The sequence below is a fragment of the Pleurocapsa sp. PCC 7319 genome (genome assembly GCF_000332195.1).
Lineage (GTDB): Bacteria > Cyanobacteriota > Cyanobacteriia > Cyanobacteriales > Xenococcaceae > Waterburya.
This window is the reverse complement of sequence record NZ_KB235922.1, coordinates 4,723,426-4,746,875: the sequence shown is the minus strand read 5'-3', so window position 1 is coordinate 4,746,875 and position 23,450 is coordinate 4,723,426. Positions and strand designations below refer to the sequence as shown.

The 23,450-nt window shown below is 38.8% G+C and carries 18 protein-coding genes and 1 pseudogene; 7 read left to right on the top strand and 12 right to left on the bottom strand.

The genetic code is table 11. The features are described from left to right. Positions 1–31: 31 nt before the first annotated feature. The 3 genes from PLEUR7319_RS0125640 to upp form a co-directional block, all read right to left on the bottom strand. Positions 32–268 carry a DUF6737 family protein gene (locus tag PLEUR7319_RS0125640; protein ID WP_019508090.1) on the bottom strand — a complete coding sequence of 79 codons (237 nt, stop codon included), beginning with the start codon at positions 266–268 and terminating at the stop codon, positions 32–34. A 64-nt stretch (positions 269–332) separates the two neighbouring features. Further along, the gene (locus tag PLEUR7319_RS0125635; RefSeq protein WP_019508089.1) at positions 333–623 is read right to left on the bottom strand and encodes a hypothetical protein; all 291 of its coding nucleotides are present in this window, start codon (positions 621–623) and stop codon (positions 333–335) included. A gap of 42 nt (positions 624–665) precedes the next feature. Further along, positions 666–1,316 carry a uracil phosphoribosyltransferase gene (gene upp / locus PLEUR7319_RS0125630; RefSeq protein WP_019508088.1) on the bottom strand — a complete coding sequence of 217 codons (651 nt, stop codon included), beginning with the start codon at positions 1,314–1,316 and terminating at the stop codon, positions 666–668. A gap of 243 nt (positions 1,317–1,559) precedes the next feature. Here upp and pheT point away from each other — a divergent pair, with 243 nt between their 5' ends. Beyond that, on the top strand, positions 1,560–3,995 hold the full coding sequence (gene pheT, locus PLEUR7319_RS0125625; protein ID WP_019508087.1) for a phenylalanine--tRNA ligase subunit beta: 2,436 nt from the start codon (positions 1,560–1,562) through the stop codon (positions 3,993–3,995). 72 nt (positions 3,996–4,067) lie between these two features. Here the strand turns inward: pheT and PLEUR7319_RS0125620 are convergent, their stop codons facing one another. The 3 genes and pseudogenes from PLEUR7319_RS0125620 to PLEUR7319_RS43675 all read right to left on the bottom strand — a co-directional run. Continuing rightward, complete coding sequence (locus PLEUR7319_RS0125620; RefSeq protein WP_019508086.1) at positions 4,068–4,325, bottom strand: type II toxin-antitoxin system RelE/ParE family toxin; 258 nt, start codon at positions 4,323–4,325, stop codon at positions 4,068–4,070. Continuing rightward, complete coding sequence (locus PLEUR7319_RS36700) at positions 4,322–4,525, bottom strand: DUF2281 domain-containing protein (protein ID WP_019508085.1); 204 nt, start codon at positions 4,523–4,525, stop codon at positions 4,322–4,324. Before PLEUR7319_RS36700 ends, PLEUR7319_RS0125620 begins: the two co-directional genes overlap by 4 nt. A gap of 77 nt (positions 4,526–4,602) precedes the next feature. Further along, a pseudogene (locus tag PLEUR7319_RS43675) lies at positions 4,603–4,733 on the bottom strand (type II toxin-antitoxin system HicB family antitoxin); the annotation flags it as partial. A 307-nt stretch (positions 4,734–5,040) separates the two neighbouring features. On the opposite strand from PLEUR7319_RS43675, the gene purH reads away from it, so the two are divergent. After that, a complete protein-coding gene (gene purH, locus PLEUR7319_RS0125610; protein ID WP_019508084.1) occupies positions 5,041–6,585 on the top strand; it encodes a bifunctional phosphoribosylaminoimidazolecarboxamide formyltransferase/IMP cyclohydrolase in 1,545 nt (514 codons plus the stop codon). A 549-nt stretch (positions 6,586–7,134) separates the two neighbouring features. Next, positions 7,135–7,311: a 30S ribosomal protein S21 gene (rpsU, locus tag PLEUR7319_RS0125605; protein ID WP_006507325.1), complete on the top strand. Its 177-nt coding sequence runs from the start codon at positions 7,135–7,137 to the stop codon at positions 7,309–7,311. A 45-nt stretch (positions 7,312–7,356) separates the two neighbouring features. Here the strand turns inward: rpsU and PLEUR7319_RS43205 are convergent, their stop codons facing one another. Next, positions 7,357–7,482 carry a hypothetical protein gene (locus PLEUR7319_RS43205; RefSeq protein WP_256380649.1) on the bottom strand — a complete coding sequence of 42 codons (126 nt, stop codon included), beginning with the start codon at positions 7,480–7,482 and terminating at the stop codon, positions 7,357–7,359. 255 nt (positions 7,483–7,737) lie between these two features. On the opposite strand from PLEUR7319_RS43205, the gene PLEUR7319_RS0125600 reads away from it, so the two are divergent. From PLEUR7319_RS0125600 to PLEUR7319_RS41465, 3 genes are all read left to right on the top strand, one after another. Beyond that, positions 7,738–9,213: a PAS domain-containing sensor histidine kinase gene (locus PLEUR7319_RS0125600; protein WP_019508083.1), complete on the top strand. Its 1,476-nt coding sequence runs from the start codon at positions 7,738–7,740 to the stop codon at positions 9,211–9,213. Positions 9,214–9,488: 275 nt separating this feature from the next. Beyond that, positions 9,489–10,151 carry a hypothetical protein gene (locus tag PLEUR7319_RS0125595; protein WP_019508082.1) on the top strand — a complete coding sequence of 221 codons (663 nt, stop codon included), beginning with the start codon at positions 9,489–9,491 and terminating at the stop codon, positions 10,149–10,151. A 276-nt stretch (positions 10,152–10,427) separates the two neighbouring features. Beyond that, positions 10,428–11,381, top strand: a complete 954-nt coding sequence (locus PLEUR7319_RS41465) for a hypothetical protein (protein ID WP_019508081.1) — start codon at positions 10,428–10,430, stop codon at positions 11,379–11,381. Positions 11,382–11,430: 49 nt separating this feature from the next. On the opposite strand, the gene PLEUR7319_RS0125585 is transcribed toward PLEUR7319_RS41465, so the two are convergent. The 5 genes from PLEUR7319_RS0125585 to PLEUR7319_RS38540 form a co-directional block, all read right to left on the bottom strand. Next, positions 11,431–12,228, bottom strand: coding sequence for an SDR family oxidoreductase (locus tag PLEUR7319_RS0125585; protein WP_019508080.1), 798 nt, complete (start codon positions 12,226–12,228; stop codon positions 11,431–11,433). 42 nt (positions 12,229–12,270) lie between these two features. Beyond that, on the bottom strand, positions 12,271–13,236 hold the full coding sequence (locus PLEUR7319_RS0125580) for an SDR family NAD(P)-dependent oxidoreductase (RefSeq protein WP_019508079.1): 966 nt from the start codon (positions 13,234–13,236) through the stop codon (positions 12,271–12,273). Between the two features lie 52 nt (positions 13,237–13,288). Continuing rightward, positions 13,289–14,737 (bottom strand): sodium/glutamate symporter, encoded by a 1,449-nt coding sequence (locus PLEUR7319_RS0125575; protein WP_019508078.1) that lies wholly within the window; start codon positions 14,735–14,737, stop codon positions 13,289–13,291. 314 nt (positions 14,738–15,051) lie between these two features. Continuing rightward, positions 15,052–17,091 (bottom strand): hydantoinase/oxoprolinase family protein, encoded by a 2,040-nt coding sequence (locus PLEUR7319_RS0125570; RefSeq protein WP_019508077.1) that lies wholly within the window; start codon positions 17,089–17,091, stop codon positions 15,052–15,054. Between the two features lie 115 nt (positions 17,092–17,206). Continuing rightward, positions 17,207–18,907: a diguanylate cyclase domain-containing protein gene (locus PLEUR7319_RS38540; RefSeq protein WP_019508076.1), complete on the bottom strand. Its 1,701-nt coding sequence runs from the start codon at positions 18,905–18,907 to the stop codon at positions 17,207–17,209. A gap of 611 nt (positions 18,908–19,518) precedes the next feature. Here PLEUR7319_RS38540 and PLEUR7319_RS0125560 point away from each other — a divergent pair. Continuing rightward, positions 19,519–23,229 (top strand): hypothetical protein, encoded by a 3,711-nt coding sequence (locus PLEUR7319_RS0125560; protein WP_019508075.1) that lies wholly within the window; start codon positions 19,519–19,521, stop codon positions 23,227–23,229. Positions 23,230–23,450: the final 221 nt, after the last annotated feature.

The following is a 23,450-nucleotide window of genomic DNA, read 5'->3' as shown; positions in this document are numbered from 1 at the left end:
TAAAATTTATTTGTTAGCCATTTTTACCAGGTCACTTATTTGGCTTGGATGCCACGTATTTGGCGAACAATTGGGGATAAATAACAAGAAAATATATCCACCAAACGGTTATAAGCACCGAAATTCCCAGTGTAATCCACACAATATGTAAAATTAGCCAACTACTAGCAATGATGGTAGTTCCGGCAAGGACAATTGACCACGGTTGGCACCACCAGGGTTTATAATCCCATATATTTGTAGATTCAGCATTAGGTTCAAGAGTCATATTTATCTTGTTGTACTCATGAGTTAATTCTATGTTGATGACATTAGAAAAATATTTTGAATTCTTACTGTTCTTGCTCTACAGACTTGGCATTCACTGAGCCTAGCTGTTGTCGAACGTCATCAATTGCTAAATTTAACTGAGCAATTTTGTCTTCCAAACCATGGCGAGCTAGTTCAATACTTTCCTCGCTGCTAAAGGGGATTTCCGTACCGCTTTGTAATACAGATTTGTCTTTATCTGAAATTTTCTTGTCATTTCGAGTTGCTAATACAGTACCCAATAAACCGCCGACAACTCCTCCAATAATCGAACCCAATATAAATCCACTACCAAAACCATTTTGTTGACTCATACTGCTCACATTCCCTTTTACTGCTGAACTGATTTACATGACTTAAGTCCCAAAAGCGCGATCGCCTGCATCACCTAAGCCTGGAACAATATATCCTTTACTGTTAAGTCCTTCATCAATGATAGCTGTATAAATTTCCAGTTCGGCATAATTTTCGCTCAATTGTCTTAAAGCGGGAGGGGCCGCTACCACAGATACAATTCGGATGAGATTTGGCTGGACTCCCCGACTAATTATTTCTTTCATTGCCATCATAATTGAACCACCAGTAGCCAGCATCGGTTCCAGAATTACAATTCTAGTTTGAGGATTAAAGCGATCGGGTAATTTATTTAGATAACAGCTTGCTTCGAGAGTTGTCTCATTACGAGACAAACCCAAATGATAAATTGATGCTACGGGCAAAATGTTCTGTACCCCATCCAATAGAACCAACCCTGCTCGCAAGATAGGTACAACACCAACAGGCATTTCAGGGTTGACAAAAGTCGCAGAACATTCGGATAAAGGAGTTTGTACTACTGTATCCATAGTTGGTAGCCAGTTCCTGGTAGCCTCGTAAGTTAGCCACCGTCCCAACTCAGTCATCGCACTTTTAAATAGCACAGAAGGTGTATTAGTATCACGAGCAACTGCAAGCCAATGTTTGATTAGGGGATGCTCTGGAACATAAACACGCAATTGTAAAGTCATATTTGCAAGATCGCCTGTGCTGATAAAAATGTTAAACGTGTCAAAGAATAACATTATCTAGCCATTTTACAGCAAAGAAAAGTACACGAGGTAGGGTTGGTTTTAGCATCTTATAAGAAATCAAGGTTACTGAAAACTGATGAGCAATGTAGGGTTGAGTTTTAAGATGATCGGTAATGGTTGATGATTTAACGATAAAATATTTGGGCGGAAAATTATTAATAAATAATAAATTAAGACTCGATGCGCGTCTCTCTAAACTGGTTAAAAGAATTAGTCGATATCAAGTTATCTCCTGAAGATTTGGGAAGAATTCTGACTATAGCAGGGTTTGAATTAGAAGAAATGATCGACCTCCGCAACAATGCTGATGGAGTAGTGGTGGGTAAAGTCATTCAGCGTGACAAACATCCCAATGCTGATAAGCTAAGTGTCTGTAAAGTGGATGTGGGTGCAGATGAACCATTAAGTATTGTCTGTGGTGCACCTAATGTGAGAGCAGATATTTTTGTTCCTGTAGCTACAGTTGGAACTTTTTTACCAGCAATTAATTTAAAACTTAAACCAACTAAGCTACGGGGTGAACCTTCAGCAGGAATGATTTGCTCTTTAACTGAGTTGGGTTTAGAGAAAGAGTCTGACGGTATTTATATATTTGAGATAGATAATCTCCAACCAGGGGAGGACGTGCGACCTTTGTTGGGTTTAAATGATGTGATTTTAGATTTGGCTACTACCGCTAACCGCGCTGATGCTCTTAGTATGGTGGGAGTTGCGAGAGAAGTTGCCGCCTTGACTGGGGCAGAGATTAAACTACCTGAAGTTAAAGAACAAGATATTGCTACAGATAGTTCTTTGACCATTGATATTCAAGATCCAGCAGCTTGTTTGGCTTATATTGGTACGGTAATTAAGGGCGTAAAAGTCGCACCTTCTCCAGACTGGTTGAAATGGCGGTTAGAAGCAGCAGGAACACGCCCAATTAATAATGTGGTAGATATCACCAACTATATTTTGCTGGAATGGGGTCAACCGCTTCATGCTTTTGATCGCGAGAAACTACAGCAAGTTGCGGGCAGTAATGATTTAACTATCGGAGTGCGCTTTGCCCAAGAAAAGGAAAAGTTAAAGACTCTCGATGAACAGGAACGAAATTTAACTACGCAGAATTTATTAATTACTGCCAATGATCAACCTGTGGCATTAGGGGGAGTCATGGGTGGAGAAGAGACGGAAGTTTCTGATGAGACGACAAATATTGTTTTAGAAGCAGCACTATTCGACCCGGTAGCAATTCGTCGTTCCTCTCGCGCTCAAAGTATGCGTAGTGAAGCATCTACCCGTTACGAGCGAGGTGTCAATCAAGTAGAATTAGAATCCGCTTGTACAAGGGCGATCGCTTTATTGCAAGATTTGGCTGGTGGTACTCCAGTTGCTCAGGCTGTATCAGATCATCGGGTTGATACTGCTAGTCTTGATGCTATTGAATTGCGCCTAAGTAGAATTCATCAGATCTTGGGTGCAGTCAATAAAAAAGACGGTATTGGTTACATTGAAGCTGAAGAAGTAGAGTCAATTTTAGGAGCCTTAGGCTGTAATTTAGAGTCAGTAGCCGCTAAAGAGAATACTTGGTTAGTTAAAGTACCTCCCTACCGCTATCGTGATTTAGAACGGGAAATCGATTTGATTGAAGAAGTTGCCCGTCTTTATGGTTACGATCGCTTTTGCGATACCCTCCCCGACAAAACCGAACCTGGTTATCTTTCTGCGGAATATACGATTAAAAACAAACTCCGCACAGCTTTACGGGGCGTGGGCTTAACTGAAGTAGTGCAGTATTCCTTAGTTAAACCCACAGGGAAAGAGGTAAGTCTAGATAATCCCCTGTTTGCCGAATATTCTGCTTTACGTACCGATTTATTCTCTGGTTTACTCGATGCTTTTGCCCATAACCAATCTCAGGGTAACGGCGCACTGAATGCGTTTGAAATTGAACGGGTATTTTGGCAAGAGGAAGATGCATTTAAAGAACGAGACTCCGTCGCGGGAATTATGGGCGGCAATATTACATCTGAAGGGATGTGGGTTAATGGTGGTAAAGGTACACCGATGACTTGGTATCATGCTAAAGGGGTATTAGAAAATGCCTTTAATAATCTGGGTATCAGCGTTGAATATCGCCAGGATAGTGAAGAAACAAGACTCCATCCAGGACGGACTGCCTCTCTGTGGCTACATGGCAGACCCTTAGGTGTTTTCGGACAAATTCACCCTCAACTGGCACAAAAGCTAGATTTGGCTAACGAAGTTTATCTCTTTGAATTAGATTTTAGTCTTCTTCTGACAGCTTTAGATCGGGATACCATTACCACGCCCAAATTTAAAACCTATTCTACCTATCCTGGTTCAGCTAGGGATTTAGCTTTCTTTGCACCACTGGATTTATCTGTCAATGCAATTGAAAAGGTAATGAGCAAAGCTGGGGGCAAATTACTGCAAAGGGTAGAACTATTTGACGAATATAAAGGAAAAAATGTCCCCGAAGGACAACGTAGTTTAGCCTTCAACCTACTCTATCAAGCAAGCGATCGCACTTTAACGGATAAAGATGTCGATCCTGTTCATCAAAAAGTTCGCGATACTTTAGTTAAAAAGTTTGATGTAACTTTACGTAGCTAAATTTACTTTTTGAAAGAGGGGATGAAACCTTTCTTTTAAGGAAATAAGAGTATAATCCTACTTATATGTTGGTTAGCGATAAATATCCCTTCGATGACCTATTTTCAATATTAAGACAAGTAAGCGATTATCCTGAATATTATAAATAACGCGATAATCGCCTACTCTGATACGATATAAATCTTCTGGTCCAGAAAGCTTAACCACTCCATTAGGACGAGGATCTTGAGTTAAAGCGTCAATTTTGAGTTTAAGTCTTTGTCGATCTGAACTAGATAATTTCTTAAACTGTTTAGCAGCTTGTTTGACAAATTCAATACGATAGTTCACAGTTCAACTTCTGCTTTGAGTTCGTCCCAAGTTATCGTTCCTTCTAGATCTACTGTGGATAAAGCAGCACGAGCATCGCGGATATCTTGTTCGTCTTGTTTCTGTTTTGCTTGTAGAAAATGCAAAAAATCTAGTACTTCGACTATTAGGGGTTCGGATATATTATCTAATTCTTGTATCAATCGATCTTTGGGAGTCATAATTTATTCATTGAATTTAAAATTGTATGAGCTTCGTCAACAGACAAACATCCCTCAAATGTTTGGTATATATTCTATAGCAACTCTTCAAAGGTATCTTCTTGGGTAGCACAATCAGAAATTGCAGGTACTAGATGCGGCGAACTATGCGCCTTTTTGCCCAAAATCCCCCTTCCTCTGCCCTATGGATAATAATTTTAAGTTTCATATTCAATTAATACGCTTGATGTGGATTAATAATGCTTAATTCTGAACTATTTTGTTGGGAATATATCCTTAAAAACCATATCTATTCTCAGGGGGAACTTTCCCCCTGACCCCCTGTTGGGGAAGTGACGGCTTCCCCAAGCCCCTTCGTAACTAAAGTTTAGTCAAGATATCTGTTTTACTTGTAGAAAATGGAAAAAATCTTGTACATCAATGTCAATTTAATAGTCTCTGTAAAAAGAATTTTTTAAAATATCGAAAATATCATATGGTAAATATTGCCTAATTTTTAAAGTAAAAGCAATTATATGAGCCGTCTAGCACTTTTAAGCGTTTCCGATAAAACTGGCATTGTGGAATTAGCCCAATCGTTAGTAGAAAAGTTTCAGTTTGAGATTATCAGTAGCGGTGGTACAGCCAAGACTTTACAAGATGCTGGCATCACCGTAACTAAAGTGAGTGACTATACAGGTTCACCAGAAATTTTAGGCGGTAGGGTAAAAACTTTGCATCCCCGCATTCATGGAGGAATTTTAGCTCGTCAAGATTTGCCAGAAGATCAAGCAGATTTAGAGGCTAATAATATTCGCCCTCTGAATTTAGTGGTGGTTAATCTTTATCCCTTTGAGCAAACTATTGTCCAACCTAATGTCACCTTAGCCGAAGCGATTGAAAAAATTGATATTGGAGGACCGACTTTAATTCGTGCAGCAGCGAAAAATTATAAGTACCTGACTGTTTTATGTAGTCCTGATCAGTATGACAAATATCTAGCAGAATATGAACAGTCTAATGGGGAAATGTCTCTAGCTTTTCGTCAACAGATGGCTGGAAATGCTTTTGCCCATACTAATAGTTATGATCGCGCGATCTCTGCTTATTTTGCTAATCTTAATCAATCAGAGGATTTAGGAGATACCTACAGTATTGCAGGGAATAAAGTTCAGTCTTTGCGTTACGGTGAAAACCCCCATCAACCCGCAGCATGGTATCAGACTGGTTCAGTAGCATCAGGCTGGGCAGCAGCGACGAAATTACAGGGAAAAGAACTCAGCTATAACAATTTAGTTGATTTGGAAGCAGCACGACGCATCATCACGGAATTTGATCCCTCTGAACCAGCAGCAGCAGTATTGAAGCACACTAACCCCTGTGGTGCAGCAATTGGAAGTACTTTGGTAGAAGCCTACGAAAAAGCCTTTAATGCTGATAATGTCTCGGCTTTTGGTGGCATTGTAGCGCTGAATCAACCTATTGATGCTGCCACGGCACAGGCTTTAACTAAAACATTTTTAGAATGCGTCGTTGCTCCTGGTTGTGATGAAAAAGCACAGGAGATATTGAAAGCCAAATCTAAATTAAGAATATTGTTATTACCTGACTTAGCTACAGGTCAAAAAGAAACTATCAAAGCGATCGCAGGAGGATTTTTAGTTCAGGCTAGCGATGACAAGGTTGAAAACCCTGAGAATTGGCAAATCGTTACAGAAAAGCAACCCAGCCCAGAACAAATTGCGGAAATGCTGTTTGCTCAAAAGCTAGTTAAACACGTTAAATCTAATGCTATTTTAGTTAGTCGCGATCGCACTACTTTAGGGATTGGCGCCGGACAGATGAATCGGGTCGGTTCAGTCAAAATCGCTCTTGAGCAAGCAGGGGAGAAAGCACAAGGCGGAGTTTTGGCTAGTGATGGTTTCTTTCCTTTTGATGATTCTGTGCGTACGGCAGCAACAGCAGGTATCAGCGCCATCATACAACCAGGAGGCTCAATTCGCGATCAAGACTCTATTAATGCAGCGAACGAATTAGGTATTGTGATGGTGCTTAGTGGTACGCGTCATTTCTTACACTAAAAAATCCGAATCTCATTTAATTTAGATCGGGAGAAAACTTCTACCCCATATGAGATCGTTTGTGGATTTAATTCTTAATAGTCAACATTGAAAATCTATAGTTAAAAGTCTATAGGTTTTATTACAATTTGCAAGATGATATAATTCTCATGACTTTGTAATATTCTAATCAAAAGCTAATTTTAGCTATCAGATAATAGGTTTATGGGGATATAACTGTTAATAATTTGCTGAAACTATTTGAGTGTAATACGTACGATTTTTGTAACGGCTTTTACTGCTAAAAGTAATGGAGAATTTCTATTTGGGCTATCTAGGTTCCTATTTCTAGACAATTCTAATTAATCGTCAAAATCGCTTTTAACTTATTTGAATATTAATCTATACTGTTTAAAGCAATGAGTGAGATTACTCAGCAATAATATTGACAACAGAAAGACTATAGTGCCTACTACAAGGCTATAATAAAAAGCCTATCGGTAATAAGCCGATTAAAAATTAACAAAAAAACTAACAATTATCGTAATTTAATTTGGAGGATGATTTTTAATGACCCAAGTGGTTGTTGGACAAAACGAAAATATAGAATCTGCATTACGTCGATTTAAACGTCAAGTGTCTAAAGCAGGTATCTTCGCCGATATAAAACGTCGTCGTCACTACGAAACACCGATTGAAAAGCGTAAACGCAAAGCAATTGCCCGTCGTAAGAAACGTTACCGTTAAACTCTCTATTTCGCTCGGTTAGTTACATTAATTGATAATTGTAATTCATCTCACAACAGGCAGATGGAAGAAAAATATGTAATTTGTAACACAAGCACCAAAGCGGTGAATCCGCATTTTAGAATAAGCGATCGCTGTCTGAAAATATAACAGTTTGCGATCGTTTTTCATTATTTAAGTAATTATCTTAAATTAAAACTGAGTGCCAAAATTCAATTAAAATCGCCGATAAGTTGCAGGAAACTTCTCGACGAAGTTAAAAAGTTAATGAGCACCTTATTTTTTGAGGTTTTCGAAACGGTACTTTAGTTTACATTCAATCTACCGCAAAATTTTTAGCGATTGATTGTATTTATGTCCTGGTTTAATTTGTTCGGAGTATCTAAAACAATGTATCAATCAAGTAAGTAACAATTAAACTAAATCGTGGATTTAATACCGATTATAGACAACAAAGATTATTTGATCACCGATGAAAATCTTAGCATTGTGCAATTTTCATCTAACAGTCAGAAATATGTTAACTGTGATCAAAATATTGCCCTAGGTAAAGATATTAGAACTATATTACCTGAAATAGTTGGTTTAGAATCTATCTGCGAAGAAATATTATTGGGACAACAAGAAAGCTTTGTTTTAGAAAGTATTACTCGTAGCCAAGAAGAAGACAAGGATATATACTTTGATTTATATATAAAGTCAATTGAAAATTATCTAGTTGTATTATTTGAAGATGTTACAAATCTGACCTTAAATAAACAAAAATCTGTACAAAGGCTTAATGAGGTTGAAATAGCCCTTAATAAGCTACAAAGATTTGAGTATTGTACTAATAAAATTATAGCTTCTATGAGGGATGTGTTGTTGATTACAACTCCTCAGGGAACAATAGAACGTGTCAATAAATCAACCACAGATTTATTTGGTCAAAAGAAATCTGAACTACTTAATCAATCAATAGATAATATTATTCAAGACAAAACTTTTAATCATCAACAAATATATAATTACTTATTATCTTCGCAAGAGTCTGTTAGCAAGATTGAAGTTAACTTTATTAGCAAACAGAAGAAAGAGATCCAAATCGAGTTTGATTGCTTCATTGCTCCAACAGAAATTAAGAATTTTTTTAATTGTGTTTACATCGGCAGAGATATTACAGCCAGAAAAAAAGCAGAAGCTGAGATCCGTAATTCTTTGGCTAGAGAACAAGAACTAAGACAATTGAAATCGGGGTTTATTTCCATGGCTTCCCATGAATTTCGGAATCCCTTAAGTAGTATTTTACTTTGTGTACAAAATCTTAGTAGTGAAGAAAATCTAAATGATTCAGATCGTAAATTTTATTTGCAATCGATTCAAGATGCGGCATTAAATATGAATTCTTTGCTAGAAGATGTTCTAATTTTGAGCAAAGCTGAATCTGGTAAGCAAAAGCTGCAATTAGCTCCACTGGATTTAGAAGTTTTTTGTTCCCAAATAATTCAAGAGTTAGAGTCTATTTATGCAGATAAAAAAGTTAACTTTAGTTACTTAGTTGAGATAAATCCCGCTTTTCTAGACAAAACAACGTTAAGGCATATTCTCAGTAATTTATTATCTAATGCTCTTAAATATTCTCGTCCCGGAGACACTGTAGATTTGAAGATGTCGAACTCCCAGGAACCAGCAGAAATCGTAATTGAAGTTCGCGATCGCGGTATTGGTATTCCCGAAGAATCTCAAAAGCATATATTTGAATCTTTTTATCGTGCGAGCAATGTTGATAATACTGCTGGTACTGGTTTAGGATTATCTATTGTCAAAAAGGCAGTGGAACTTTATCAAGGCTCAATAACTATTGAAAGTCAAGTAAATCAGGGTACTCATATTTTAGTTAAGCTACCAGTAAACAATAATTAGCAAATTTTCAAAAATCAATTTTAAGGGTAAAATACTATTAGTTTTTAATGTATAAGTTTTAGCTATTTTTTATCAACCATTATTACCTCAAAAAATAGCCTTAAGCTAATATACTGGAGTGCAACTCATTTTAAGCTAAGATGCATTTAAATTGGTTTTTTGGAGCCTAGACCTTATACAGAAAAGGTATCAATCTAAAAAATAAATGCACAATAGATTATACGTTTACTTGAGTATTTAAGTTGGAAAATTTATCTGGTTTGAGAAGATTAAAAATGAATAAAATCACTAAAGCCGAAATGCGTAAGCGTTTGGGTAATATCACTCAATTGCAAGACCTTTTATTTGGTGAACATATAGAAAAGTACGATAGCAAGTTAGAACAATACGATCAACGATTAAATCAACTTGAGTCAGAGACGAAAAAGTTTCGCTTAGTCGTTGAAGAACGCTTAGAACAGCTAGAAAGTTCTTTAGTACGCAAAATCAACTCTGTTGCCAGTTCTTTAGAAAAAAGAATCAAGTTTTTGGATATTAATACCCATGAAGAACAGACTAAGATGCAGCAGGAAATTGATACAGTAGCTCAAAATAGCTACGATAATATTGATTACTTACAAAAAAGCCTTAATGCTCATACTAATAGCTTAAAATCAGAAATCACCCAATCCAAAGCTTCACTAGATCGAGACTTGCAGTTGCTTAAGCAACAAATATTTGAGAGGTTAGAAAGCAATGTTGCCGATTTATCTGCCAATAAAGTTTCGCGCAGTGCTTTGGCAGAAGTACTGTTTGAATTATGTCTCAAAATGAGAGAAACAGACTTTGATTTTAAATCAGAACAAACTGATACTGAGGAATCAAATGTTGATTTTATACTGCCTGAAAAAAGCGAACTTCAGCCTGCTGAAAAAAGTGAACTGCAGTCAATTGATTAGAGGTATAGTCTATAATTAGATATTAGGTAAATTAAAAAATTTAAAAAGCTTCTAACCAAGGAAGAGTCGAATTCCCTCTCTCTTTAGTGAGACTATCATCAAAGAGGAGTCCAAGCTCTTTTTTGATGCCAAGCTAAAAGCCAGTAGCTAACAGCTAATAACTAGTTGAATATTTTTTTGCAAAATCCCTAAAAGTAAGTAGTTATCGTCAAGTTGCCTCACTGTTTAATTAGCAAAATGCATTTTGCCTAATCATACATCTAGTACTAATGACCTATGAAGGGATATAGCAAAGTAGTTTATCTAGTTGGATTATTATACTTGTTAATTGGCAAAAGTGCGATTGGACAAAGCCCACCGCCAAAGGCGATTATGCTCCCTTCGGGTGAAGCACTACATGTGGACAAGTCCTTTGTTACGAAAGTTGCTCATGGGGCGGGGCTTATAAATGCCGCGGGGAACCCACGGCAACAGCCCCTTGGAAACCCCCGCCCTTATGCGAAGCGGTATCCTTTAGGGCGACAGTTCCTTCAAGCGGGGGAACCCCGCCAACGGACTGTCTCGCAAGACCGCACTTTCGCGCTTTCCTCAAGTCGGCGGCAGTCGCTACAACGGGGGGAACCCCCGCAACACGCTGCCTTGGGAACCCGCCCAACGGAAGTGCTTCACCGCGTACCAGCGAAGCTGATCGCTTATAAGACTACTTACCAAGGCACGCTCAACAAGCTTCATTCAAATAATGCAACTGCGCCAGAAATGGCTTTAAAGGTTGCCAATGCCTGTGAAAAACCACAGGCTAAAGTTTCATCGTCAATAACTAAAGCCAAAAACATCGAAAAAGCTCACAACGATATATCTGAAAATAGTGGTTCTTTCCTCAGTGGAACCCAAGAGAGATTCTGGTGGGCAGCTGAGCAATTCGATCCCTTTGGTGGAAAATTAATTCAAAACTGGCTTACTTATCCCAAAAAACAACAGGTTAATTTAGTTGTTAATTGGCAATTATGGACTTTGCTAGACTATTTAGGACGCTATCGATTTGTAAATCAGTTTGGCACTGTTGCGAGAAGGTATGGCTATAGCCTTAATGTTTTCAATCAAAAAGAACAATGTTTAGCTACATATCAGTACAATACTTTGAGCAATCCACCAAAATGGGAACTGAATTTAGAAACACTGGGACAAGACAGCTTACAAGTTAAACCACCAACGGAACTAACAAACGATTAAGTATCGCGTTTCTTGTAATTGATTCTTATAGATCAGGCTAGCCTACAAATTAGGAAAAGCGATCGCCTATCCAGTCAAACAGTGGCGGAACATATTGTTTGAGCAAATGGATCGTGTTTGCCATCCGATCGGGATATACATGAAGTCGATCGCGAACAATTGCTTGAATCGTTTTGCTCATAACTTCAGCAGGTTCAGTAATAAGATAATCAGGTAGAGACTGAGAATTTTCAGCGAAAGTACCGTATCTTGCAGATTGCAAAATTGGAGTACGGCTAAAAAAAGGATAAACTGCCGTAACTTTTATATTATAAGGTTTTACCTCATTGAATAGACCCTCACTAAATCCCCGCAAGCCAAACTTACTAGCAGAGTAGTGAGCCATACCCGCAGGAGCAATCCAACCTGCCAAGGAAGAAATATTTACAATATGTCCTTGTTGACGGGCAATCATATCAGCGACAAACAAAGAACTTAGACGCATCGGGGTCATTAAGTTCACTTCCATCAACTGTTCCCATTGTTCCGCAGGTACTTCATCCATCCGACCAAATATGCCAATTCCCGCATTGTTAATCAAGATATTTAGGGGAATATTTAATGCTGTAACCTGTTGATAAAGATAGTGACAACCTGTCCGAGTTGCTAAATCAGTCTCGAAGCATTGGATTACCTCTCCCGTAGTTACCTTAGTTTGTATAGCTTCAACCTCAGCTTTAAGAATCCCCAGATCCAGATCTGTCAGAATTAAGCGGCTGCCCTTGGCTAACAACTGCTTAGTAAGTTCTCTACCAAAGCCCCCTGCTGCTCCGGTGAGCAAGATAACAGCATTATTTAATTCAGTCATGATTTTTTCATATTTTTTTACTGGTTAACTTTTCAGAGCTTATTAGATCTTAGGAGATTGGAGAGTAGCCATAAGTAATATCCACCAAGGCATTTTAAGATTGGGTATCAGCCTCGCATATTTCCTAAATCTAGGAACAGCAAAGGGTAATACAAAGCGTAAAGAACGCAAAGAAACAGGACGATTTCCATCACGGTCAACTAGATTATATTTTTCTGCCATTTCAGCGACGATTTTAACTTTTCCTGTGTGTTGCATAATATCTGACTCGGCAGCTAAAGCAGCGATCGCTCTTCCTGTTAGTAAAGGAGTTTCCCAGTTATAACCATCGCCAAAAGTTGCTCTAGACTGTTCATCATCCATTTCTTCAGCAAAGGCCGAGATATTTTCTGTGCCGACAATTCCTGGCCAAATAGCTACCGAAGCAATATTCGCTGATTTTAGTTCTACTGCCATATCCGCTGCCAGGCGATCGCACGCCGATTTTCCTGCGCCATAGGCAGCACCAAAAATATAAGACAATCCACCCCAAGAGGATATAGTACAGATCAGTCCTTGAGAACTCTTACTCATAATTTTTGCAGCATAGATACTGCTAACGTAATGACTACGCAGACCAACATTATTTACCGCATCCCAAAGACTAGGCTCATGATGCCAAAAGGGTTTGCCATAAGCATCTCTCAAAGCCCGTACTCCCGCAAAAACATTATTGACTAATAGATCTAATTTTCCCTGTTCAGCTTGAATACGTTCAAATAAGAGACGGATTTGTCGATCTTCACTATGGTCTACTTGAACTGGAATGCAAATTCCTCCTGCTGCCTCCACGGCTAATTGAGTTTCTTGAAGAGTTCCCGCAATATTTGACTCGGCAGTAGATTTTTCCCAACTACGACCAGTAATATAAACAGTCGCTCCTGCTTCTCCTAAACCAATGGCAATACCTTTTCCTAGTCCTCTGGATGCTCCTGTGACCAGGGCAACTTTACCTTCAAGATATTTCATTGATGATGTTTAACCGATATACATTTAACTAATTATCTCAAATCGCAGTATTTTATTTGTTCCTTAAACTAATCAAATTATTTTCTTGAGCAGTTGATTCCTTGATTTTTTGATAGTTAATGATGCCAAAAACCAACCAAAAAATTAGTAATCCCGAAGTCAATAATAATACTGGTGTAGAACCAAACTGAACAATTAACACAGGTGCAGCAGCGGTAAACAAACCGCCACCGACAATTGGTTCAAAGAAAAGTTGTTTGTAGGCGAAACTTTCAAAGGCAGCGGTCTTGTTTTCTGGGTCAACCATACGAATTAATAAAATTCCTGTGGCGGTAACTCCCATAGACTGTCCCATATCTCCCAGTCCTCTTTCAAACCAATGAATAGGAATAATGCGGGGTGCAATGACAATAAAGGCAAAGATATTCCAGATAATACCGATTAGGGAAAGACTAATAAAGACCCCTAGGTTATCCCCAAGAATAGTCAAATCAAGTCCAGCGATCGCCGTAACGATCACGACATCGATCGCAATGCCGCCGATTCTTTCCTGCATCTGACGATCAATTAGATAACTTATGCCTAATCTATTCATCATGACCTGAAGGATAATCCCGCCAATCAACGCCATGGGAAACAGGGGAACAGCTTCAATTAGTTCTAAACCATTTTTACCCCAGGATACCGATTCTAACCAGAACAAGCCTCTAAGAATTAACCACCCCATAGCGATCGCGATCGCTGTAAAACCACAATTAAGGGAAAGAACATCAATTCCGACATGTTCCATTACAGAGGCTTTTTGCGTTGCTACTTCCTCTATCTCTTGATTGGTAACTAACTCCTGCCGACCTATATTGAAATTTTTCTGTTGAACATAGCCTTTTTTTTGTCCCCACTGGATCAACCACGTACCGCAGACAATTCCTGTAATTATACCGACCGTGGCTAAACCCAAGGCTAGGTTGCCCCCTTCAGGAAAACCTAATTTATCCAAGGTATTTGCCATTCCTGCTGCTGTCCCATGTCCTCCCTCAAAGCCGATTTCAATCAGAGTTGCAGCCAGGGGATCGATATTAAATAAAGGAATCAAAATAAATGTAACCGTGAGAATACCAAATACATATTGTCCCCAAGCTAAACTCTGACCAAAAGCTACTTGAGGGGCAGTTTTGCGCCAGATATCTTGAGGATTGGGAATCTTTTCTCCTAGGAATAAGGCGGCAAAAACAATATTGATAAATACCGAGGGACATTGCAACCAAATCTGTTGCATAGTTTCGGGGAATAAACCAGAAACTAAATCAGATTGAGGATTAATATGTAATGCAAACTTGCCTAATACCTCTGTGCCAAATACAAGGGCGATTGCTCCAGCAATGATTGATTCTGGTAAGTATAACTGCTGAAGTAAGAGAACTTTCTGCTTGATATATACCGCGACCAATAATAAAATCGCCAAAATGATAAAGGCGAAAAAGACGTTTAATAAATCGAACATTCATTACGCTGACTAAGTTAACCTTATTCACCCTACCAGTTAAACGTGAGTTCGGAATTCGGAGTTCGGAGTTCGGAGTTATGTTTTTCTTAACCAAATAATCAGGACTCTAGAGATCTAGAAATTAGAAACTTGCAAAATATTTAAGCTTTTTTCGCTTTGTCGAACTCCTAGGAAACAAATTCAACTTCTGAATAAGGTGGGTATATCATGACTCAAGCTGTACCAAAACTATTAGAATTCACCGAATTTTTACACTGGAAACCCAATGATAGATGCTACGAACTTCATTTTGTACGGCTATAAATAATCTATTAGTTCTTCTTTTCCAATATCAAATCTAACCGATCGCTGATTTGTCCTTGCCAACCAGGTTCCACAATATTTGTACCTGTAGCTTCGATAATAATTGCTGGGGAATCAACTATATCTCCTGGTTGTAGAGTTTCTCGTTGGTATACAGGAGTTTCATACCAGGCATCAGCAGTATAGATTTTTACAGTAGTAATTGCTTGAGGTAAATGATTATTTTGACGCTCAGTTATTCTTGATTCAGGAGTGTAGGTAGGACAAATTGACTCTACAGCAACAGTTTCAACTATTAAATCTTTATCGGTAAACTTAAAGCCATAGCGTTGTTGATATTCCTGCTCAAATTGCGATCGCATTTGCTCTAAATTGGCAAAATCAACGATTAAACTGGAGTCTGTACCACTGTATTTTAGATGGACTTTTTGCAGGATTGTCGTATTTTTGATTGTTACTTGTTGCCCAGATAGTTCTTCTTGAGCGACACTAATTAACTTTTGAAAAACCTGTTGTAAATTGCCGAGTAATTCTGGTTTTAATTCGGCTTCTAGAGATTTTTCTTTCAGAATCCTAATATCAGCTAAGCCAATACCATAAGCTGATAGTACTCCCGCATAAGGATGAATAAAAATACGCTTAATACCCAGAACATCGGCAATTAGACAAGCGTGTTGTCCTCCCGCCCCACCAAAACAACAGAGGGTATATTCTGTTACGTCATAACCTTTTTGCAGCGAAATCTTTTTAATTGCATTGGCCATCATTTCAACAGCGATCGCCAGATAACCTGAGGCGATTTGTTCTGAAGTTTTGCCGTCTTTAATTCCCTGCGCCAAGACTTGAAATTTTTGTTTTACAATTGCTCGATCTAATGGTTTATCAGCATTTTTCCCAAATACCTGAGGGAAAAATTCGGGCTGAAGTTTACCGACCATTACGTTGCAGTCAGTAACGGTTAAATCTCCCCCTTTGCCATAAGCAGCAGGACCTGGGTTAGCCCCAGCGGATTCTGGTCCCACCCGATATCTACTACCATCGAAATATAAGATTGATCCTCCTCCCGCAGCAATGGTATGAATCGACATCATCGGCGAGCGCAATCTAACTCCTGCTACCTCGCTTTCAAAGCTCCGTTCATATTCCCCGGCATAGTGACTGACATCAGTAGATGTTCCTCCCATATCAAAGCCGATAATCTGATTGTAACCTGCTAAAGAACAGGTTTTTACCGCTCCGACAACACCTCCTGCTGGTCCCGATAGAATGCTATCTTTTCCTTGAAATAAGTCTGCGTCTATAAGTCCTCCATTGGACTGCATAAACATTAGTTTGATCGATTTGTGAGTTGCATCTAACTGTTGGGCAATTTGCTCTACATAGCGACGTAATATAGGAGAAAGGTAGGCATCAACAACGGTGGTATCTCCCCGACCGATTAATTTGATCAATGGACTAACTTGATGGGAAATAGAGATCTGAGTAAAACCAATTTGGCGAGCAATTGACCCGACCTCTAGTTCATGTTGAGGATAGCGATAACTATGCATCAATACGATAGCGCAACTACGTATTCCTGAGTCATAGGCAGCTTGTAAATCTTGTTCTGCGCGAATTTTATCTAAAGGAATTAATTCATTTCCTTGGGCATCGTAACGTTCCACAATCTCTACTACTTGCTCATAGAGCATTTCCGGCAGAATAATCTCTAAGGCAAAAATATCTGGACGATTTTGATAACCAATACGTAGAGCATCTTTAAATCCTTGGGTGATAGCTAAGACAGTGCGATCGCCTTTTCTCTCTAACAGGGCATTTGTAGCTACTGTTGTCCCCATTTTGATTAATTCAATTTCAGCAGCAGGAATAGGCTGATCTTGGCTAATCTCCATCAGCTCTCTAATACCCTGAATTGCCGCATCCTCGTATCGTTCAGGGTTTTCTGACAGTAACTTATGCACGACAATTCTGCCTGTAGGAGTTTGGGCAATTATGTCGGTAAAAGTACCACCGCGATCAATCCAAAATTGCCAGCGAGAGGAATTCATTAATATCTAACTTAATTACAAAGCAAATAAGTTAGATATTAGCAAACCCTTGAATTGAATTCAGGAGACTGGGCGATCTCTTCTAATTAAGCTTATGGCTACGAGCGAAGCTCTCTTACCAAAAAGTCTTAACATCGACTTTTTGTTTAGCCATATTACAAGTTGCCTTAGCAACATCTAGTAAATTAGCAGCGTCTTGACTATCAGCATTAATTTCGAGCAAACAGATGCTGGCTTTGATTGGATAGCTACTTTCTTGCCATTGGAATGAGAAATTATCTAGGGTGTTTCGCAATTCATCGACTAATGCTGATGCTTGTTCTAGGGAACAATTCAGTACTAGAGAAACTAGCTCGTTTTTCTCTAGACGCGCTATATAATTTGATGACAGATAAGACTTCATTTTGACTGCAACCTGATGTATCAAAAAGTCGCTAGCGTTGGCAGAATCAAAATGTTCCTTAGAATTAGCTTTTATGTTTTGATCAATATCTACATTATCGACAACTAAACAGCAAAGTATATGATTTTGCTCTTGTTTTAGGGGATCTTGGAGAGTTGATTCTAAAATCTCAACTAGTTCTGGCTCAGTTAATAAACGAATTGAGTCGTTATCCTGGGGTTTTGGAGGTTGCTCTGGCTCAACTGGAAGATCCTCAAAATTAGCTATCTCTCGAACCATAATCAGCACTTCTGTGGCTCCAATAGCACTGATTCGAGCCTCATGATACTTTTGTCCTCCATTATCAAGGGGTATAGGAAAGCGATAAAAATGGGTTGATCCCGATTTTAAAGATAATTGGGCAGATTTGATAAACTGTAACGCTATCTCGGGAGCCAAAAATTCAGTTACGTGTTTGTTAACGATCTCCCCTCGAATGACAAAAGAAGTAGCCCCTTTAGCTGGGATATAACTCAGACAGATGCCGTCTTGTGTCATACGCAACATCGAATCAGGAATGGCTCTGAGAATAGTCGCGCTTTCCGCTTCTTTATCCATAAAGTTATCCTGGAACTTTTTCTGTTGCTGCCAATCTTGAATTAACTTCTCGGCTAGGATTGAGGCTGGTAAAGTAAAAACAGCCCCAATGATTAATATCGGTTGCCATATTTTGTTAGTTGCAAAGGCAAGTATGGCAGTAAATACTACTGAGAAAACAATAATTGCAAATCGAATTTTTTTCCTCAGCGGCAGAAGATTATCAAGCGCAAGAGGAGTAGATTGTGTTTTCCGAGCTGAAACTCCCTGAGACCGATTCCGAGAAATTTTAGTTTTGCCTGTACTAAATGGTCCTACGGGAAGACCCATAATCGATAACATGATCAATCCAATACCTGTGAGGAGGGTATAGAAAGTTCCCAAGATGGTCCCCAATGTAGCTCCATTGTGAATCGACAGGAAAATTTCTGTTTGCTGGCTAGGCATATTCAACCAATCTGTACCTAGTCGGTAAGCTACCCCTGTCTCAACACATACAGCAAGAGGAAAGACAATAAGTGGGGTGAGAACTTTGTATGCACTTAAAACCTCAGATTTAGTTTGTCCTGATATGAGACGATCTCCACTACTGCTGATCAAAGTAGTTAATCCCATAGCGAATACCCCTAAACCCATCAGCAAAACATAAATTGGAACTAACTTACTACCTAGAAAGCCCCCTTGATGAATTCCTATGAGAAAGTTATTCAGACCAGTTGGCAACCCGCCAAAGCGACTACCCAATCCAACAATGATTCCTGTGACCGCAGTAGCTATTAAAAGAACGAGAAATATAGGAGCAAGCTGGAGATGCAGTTTGCGAAATGCTTTGTTCATAATTATTGGGATGGATTAATTATTTAATCAGCATGGATTAATTATTTAATCAGCATCATGAAACCAAAATATATTTTTATACAGTCAATTTACGTAAAATCACTTGAAACTTTCGCTTTAGGGAACTGTTTTTGATTTTTTGGTAAAATAAATCACAATATAATTCTGTGACTGGTGTAAACTACAATACATAATAACTACGAGGGTAGTCAACGTCAAGATTCATCAGTAAAATCCCTGATTTTTTTTTCTGTAACCTGCTATAGTGAAAATATGTTTAGTAAATGTTCATTTTCTTAGTATATCAACCATTTGGACATTTAAAGAATATGCAATTCCTGCATTATTCTAATGAAGAAAAAAAATATTTTTCATATTTTAAAGTCAGAGATTGCCTACAATTTTGGTAGAAAAGTATACTTTTTAGTTATATTTGGTAAAATAATATACTTAATGTAATAATTAACAAAATTTGTTAATTATTTATGGCTAATTAATCTTAAGCATTGCCAAAAAATAAACTTATTCAACTTGCTAATGCAATTGCCAATTGTCAAATTGAATTAAAGATATTTATTTATTCATTTATGCAATAGTTACTTGGTTTACCAATGAAAAATTTTATTCCTGAAATTATTAGCCTTGGTGTCTCTATATTCCTGGGTTATACCGAGCAAAACTTATGGATGGGTTGTTTGATCTGTCTGGCGATTACTGTACTAGTGAGGTTGATTTGGAATAGTGCCATTTTGATTCATGGATTAGGTCATGCAGTTGCGATCGCATTTGTGGATCGGCATGATGTAATAAAAATTGCTGATATTCTGGAACATCGAAGTGTTAATAGCGTTTTGCAATCTTTAGTTCCCGGCGCACCAATTTTTATTCCAGGATTAGAACAGCACAGTTATCCTTGGGTGGCAGCAGGAAATCAGCTCCCCTGGATGATCAGGGTTAAAGCTTTAGCAGGTATTGGCTGTAATTTGTTGGCAGTAACCATAGCATTTCAGGCCTATAATAGCGGTTACTTGGTCAACGATATCACCACGATATGTTTTCAAGCTTTTACCATTGCCAATATTCTAATTGCTATTAGTTCTTGGACAGACATAAATGCTCTAATTACAGGAATAGCAGATGTATTTTACTGCGGTAATTTTGGCTTTATTTGTCAACGTCTCGATGATGATGGAGATTTGCTTTTGCCAGAGAGAATGGTCAATATGTATTCTCAGATGGGTCGAGAGACTGAAATACGGGGCGAACAAGCAGGTGGCGGATTAGTAATAGCCCAGGATGATCATGAGCAAATTGTGTTTGTCGGCGATAAGGTTGTCAATCGTAAAAGAGCTAATTTGACCAATTCTTTAGAAGCAGAGTTTGCTAGCGTGAGACGCAAATCGCAACGGAAAGGTATTTCCCCTCTAAAGCTATCAACTACAGGAGTATGGCATTATCGATTTGGCACCAGTGGTCCACCTGCAGTACTAGAAACCCACTGGCATGAATGGATGAGTGCCAGACATGAAAAAGTTTGGCAGTTCACTGAAGGACAATGGGTTTGTCAAGATATGAATGTCAATCACCGTATTACCCACAACGGAGATTTTGATGCCTGGACACTCTATGGCAAATCAGTAGAAAATGCTGAATTAGGATTATGGCTAGAGCGAGTATTGCATACTCCCAATCATGCCAAGGGAGATTCCCCCAAAATTGCTGGGATGATGGATTTTTTAATCACTCAAGGGATTTGGTACGTTTCAGTAAGATTAGCTTATTATTTAGCGATCGCCGATTCAATTGAATCCGCATTTGGAGGACAACAACCTGATCGGGACGCTCCTTTGACGGTACCAAGTGAACAAGAGCTGAGTGACTGGGCTAAGATCTTTGAGCATACATTCATGCTCTATCGTCGACTATTAGCAGCTCCCAATTCCCCCTCTTGCAACCAGTATCTCTGCCGTTTGGAACATGACATATTAGAAGAGATCGCCAAAGAAGATTCAATCAGCCAATGGGCATGGCAAAAAAGAGTGAATTTTGTCAGAACTGCGATTCATGCCTTCTTCCACAATGATGCTCATTTAGCAACCAAAACTTTTATGTCTGGTGCTCAGGGTAGTTTTGGATTAGTCACTGTTTCTACTTTGGATAAAGAGCAATTGGTACTGAGCGCGCAGGGGCAACCGATATCAATTGGTTTCAACTGGCAAGAAGGATATATGATTTATGCTTCAGAGCCAGCCGCTGTTGATGCAGTATTATTGAATCTTCCCGAATCTTACCGGATTGATTTAGACCAAAAAGGAGGTGAAATTGCTCTAGTCAGTGCCAACGATATCTCGATTTATTCCATGCTTAAAGGGGAAGATTTAAGTCCAACGGAACTGAGAGACCGATGGATTTCTATGGTAAATCATCCCTATCTACCTCATGTTAAATATCCGGCTAACAATACTGATGATCCCATAGCCAGCGACAATCAGGAAATACCTGCCATTCTTGAAGAGATCAAATTAGCTTGGCAAAATCCAGACTCTCTCAATTGTCAAAGCGCTAGTTATCTAGTTTATTTATTGTGTGAAAAGGCGCGGAATTTCGAGAAGCAAAGACAAAAAATGCTGCGAGCAGGGTTATCGGAGTTAAGTAAACAACCAACGATTGATTTGCTTATTGTTGGTGTAGAGAATAGTCTTTGGCTAGGAGAGCGGTTTGCTCAAGATTTAAACACTATTTTTCCTTTGCTGAATGTGCAAAGTATCTCTTCTAATCAAATTTTACAAAATCTGAAACTCAACTTGAGCAGTTTGCAATTGGGTAAAGATTCGATCGTGCTGGCGATCACCCAATCCGGACAAACTTTCCCCACTGTACAGGCAATTAACGCCTTCGATCAGCTCTATCGTCAGCGAGAAATCCGGGAATTATTTATCATGACGGGAGAATTGGGGAGCTTTTTGGGGTCCCCTGCGATCAAATCAAGAGAATCTGAGTTTAATGATCGTCACAAAATTTTTGTCAATGGCAGTGGACGTAGAACCGCTGAACCAGCAACTCTTTCAGTTGCTGCTGCCCAACAAACATTTACAGAACTGTTATTGTATGTAGCCAAAAATATTAGACATACCTTCGCTAATTCAATGCCTTTTGGTATGACCCTCACCCAGGAAAGTCTGACAGTGCTGGAAAAAATGAAAAATGACTTTCTCGATATCAGTGTAGTGCAAATTATGGGGACTACGCCCACAGGAAAGACCATTGAATCTACTACTCAACAAGAATTGATCAAAAATGGTCGTAAATGGGCTTGGCATATTAATGAAAGTCCTGTCGCTTGGGCAATTCATGCTCTATATGTTTTAATCACTGTCGGCTGGGCAATTCCCTTTGGTTATACAATTCCCTTGGCCAAGACCATATTAGGAATATTTGTTTGGCTCTTTCAGATACCTCCAGAATTATTCATCTTTAAGGTGATTAATCCTGTAATCACCTTAGTTGATATTGGTATATACATCTTTGGCTCTTGGCTGTGGACCCTAGGGTTACGATACTTTCAGGGGAGACAACTACTAGCCAGAATTGGCAAAAGAACTTTGGTAATTGGTGATGTGCCATGGGTACACCAGTTACTAAAAAATTATGTCAGCAAATTGTTTTCCCTCAGTTATGGAATTGCCTCTATTGAAGTACACGGAGCCGATCCTGAAGACGATCTCCTGCATGATTATGGACATCGAGTAGTTCGAGGAACTTTACTATTTCTGGGCGTACCGGATGGCAGAAGGAGTGAGAAGCTAAGACAACAAGAACATGCCGTAATCATGGCTGGTAAGCAAGCGGATGGTGTTAGAAATATTGATGTGGGACCAGAAGTTGTGGTTATGGGTTCTAATCCAGCGATCGCCCATAAAGGTTTGACTAGTGCGATCGTTTTAGAAAGTAACGAGGATTGTTTTTATTTTCGTGACGATTCTTTTTACTTCCAAAACAAAAACGCCGAAGATCAAAAAGCCTTAATTGAAGAATTAAGAGAATCGCGCTTTAGTTCTTTTGAACGTCTGTTAGCCAGTTACGTATTTTTCTGGGCATTAGCCAAGAAAGTAGCTTCATTGCCTATCCTCAGCTATCAGCATTGGAAGTCTCAAAGTCGCACCAAGATTATGACTACTGCTGCACCAGTATCAGGTATAAGCCAACCTGCTGTGGAGTTAGAAAATTCAGATTTGCCAGAATCACAACCTCAATCAGTAGTATCTAATGGTAGGGTTCCTCAGCAAAATGATGAACATTATTTGGGACAGGAGGATTACTAAAATAATTAGCTACCTGATTTAACTGGCGATCTTGCATACTGATTAGGTGAACAAAGTGAACCTCAAAGTTGAAGATTAGCTAAATTGCGAGAAGCCCCACGTCTGTATTGCGATAGCAATCAGCGTGGTAAGAATTGGTATTAATCTTAAAGTCTGGGCGCGATCGGTTGAAAAACTGCTATTAATTGAAGGATATATCTACAATTACAGATCAAGGAAGA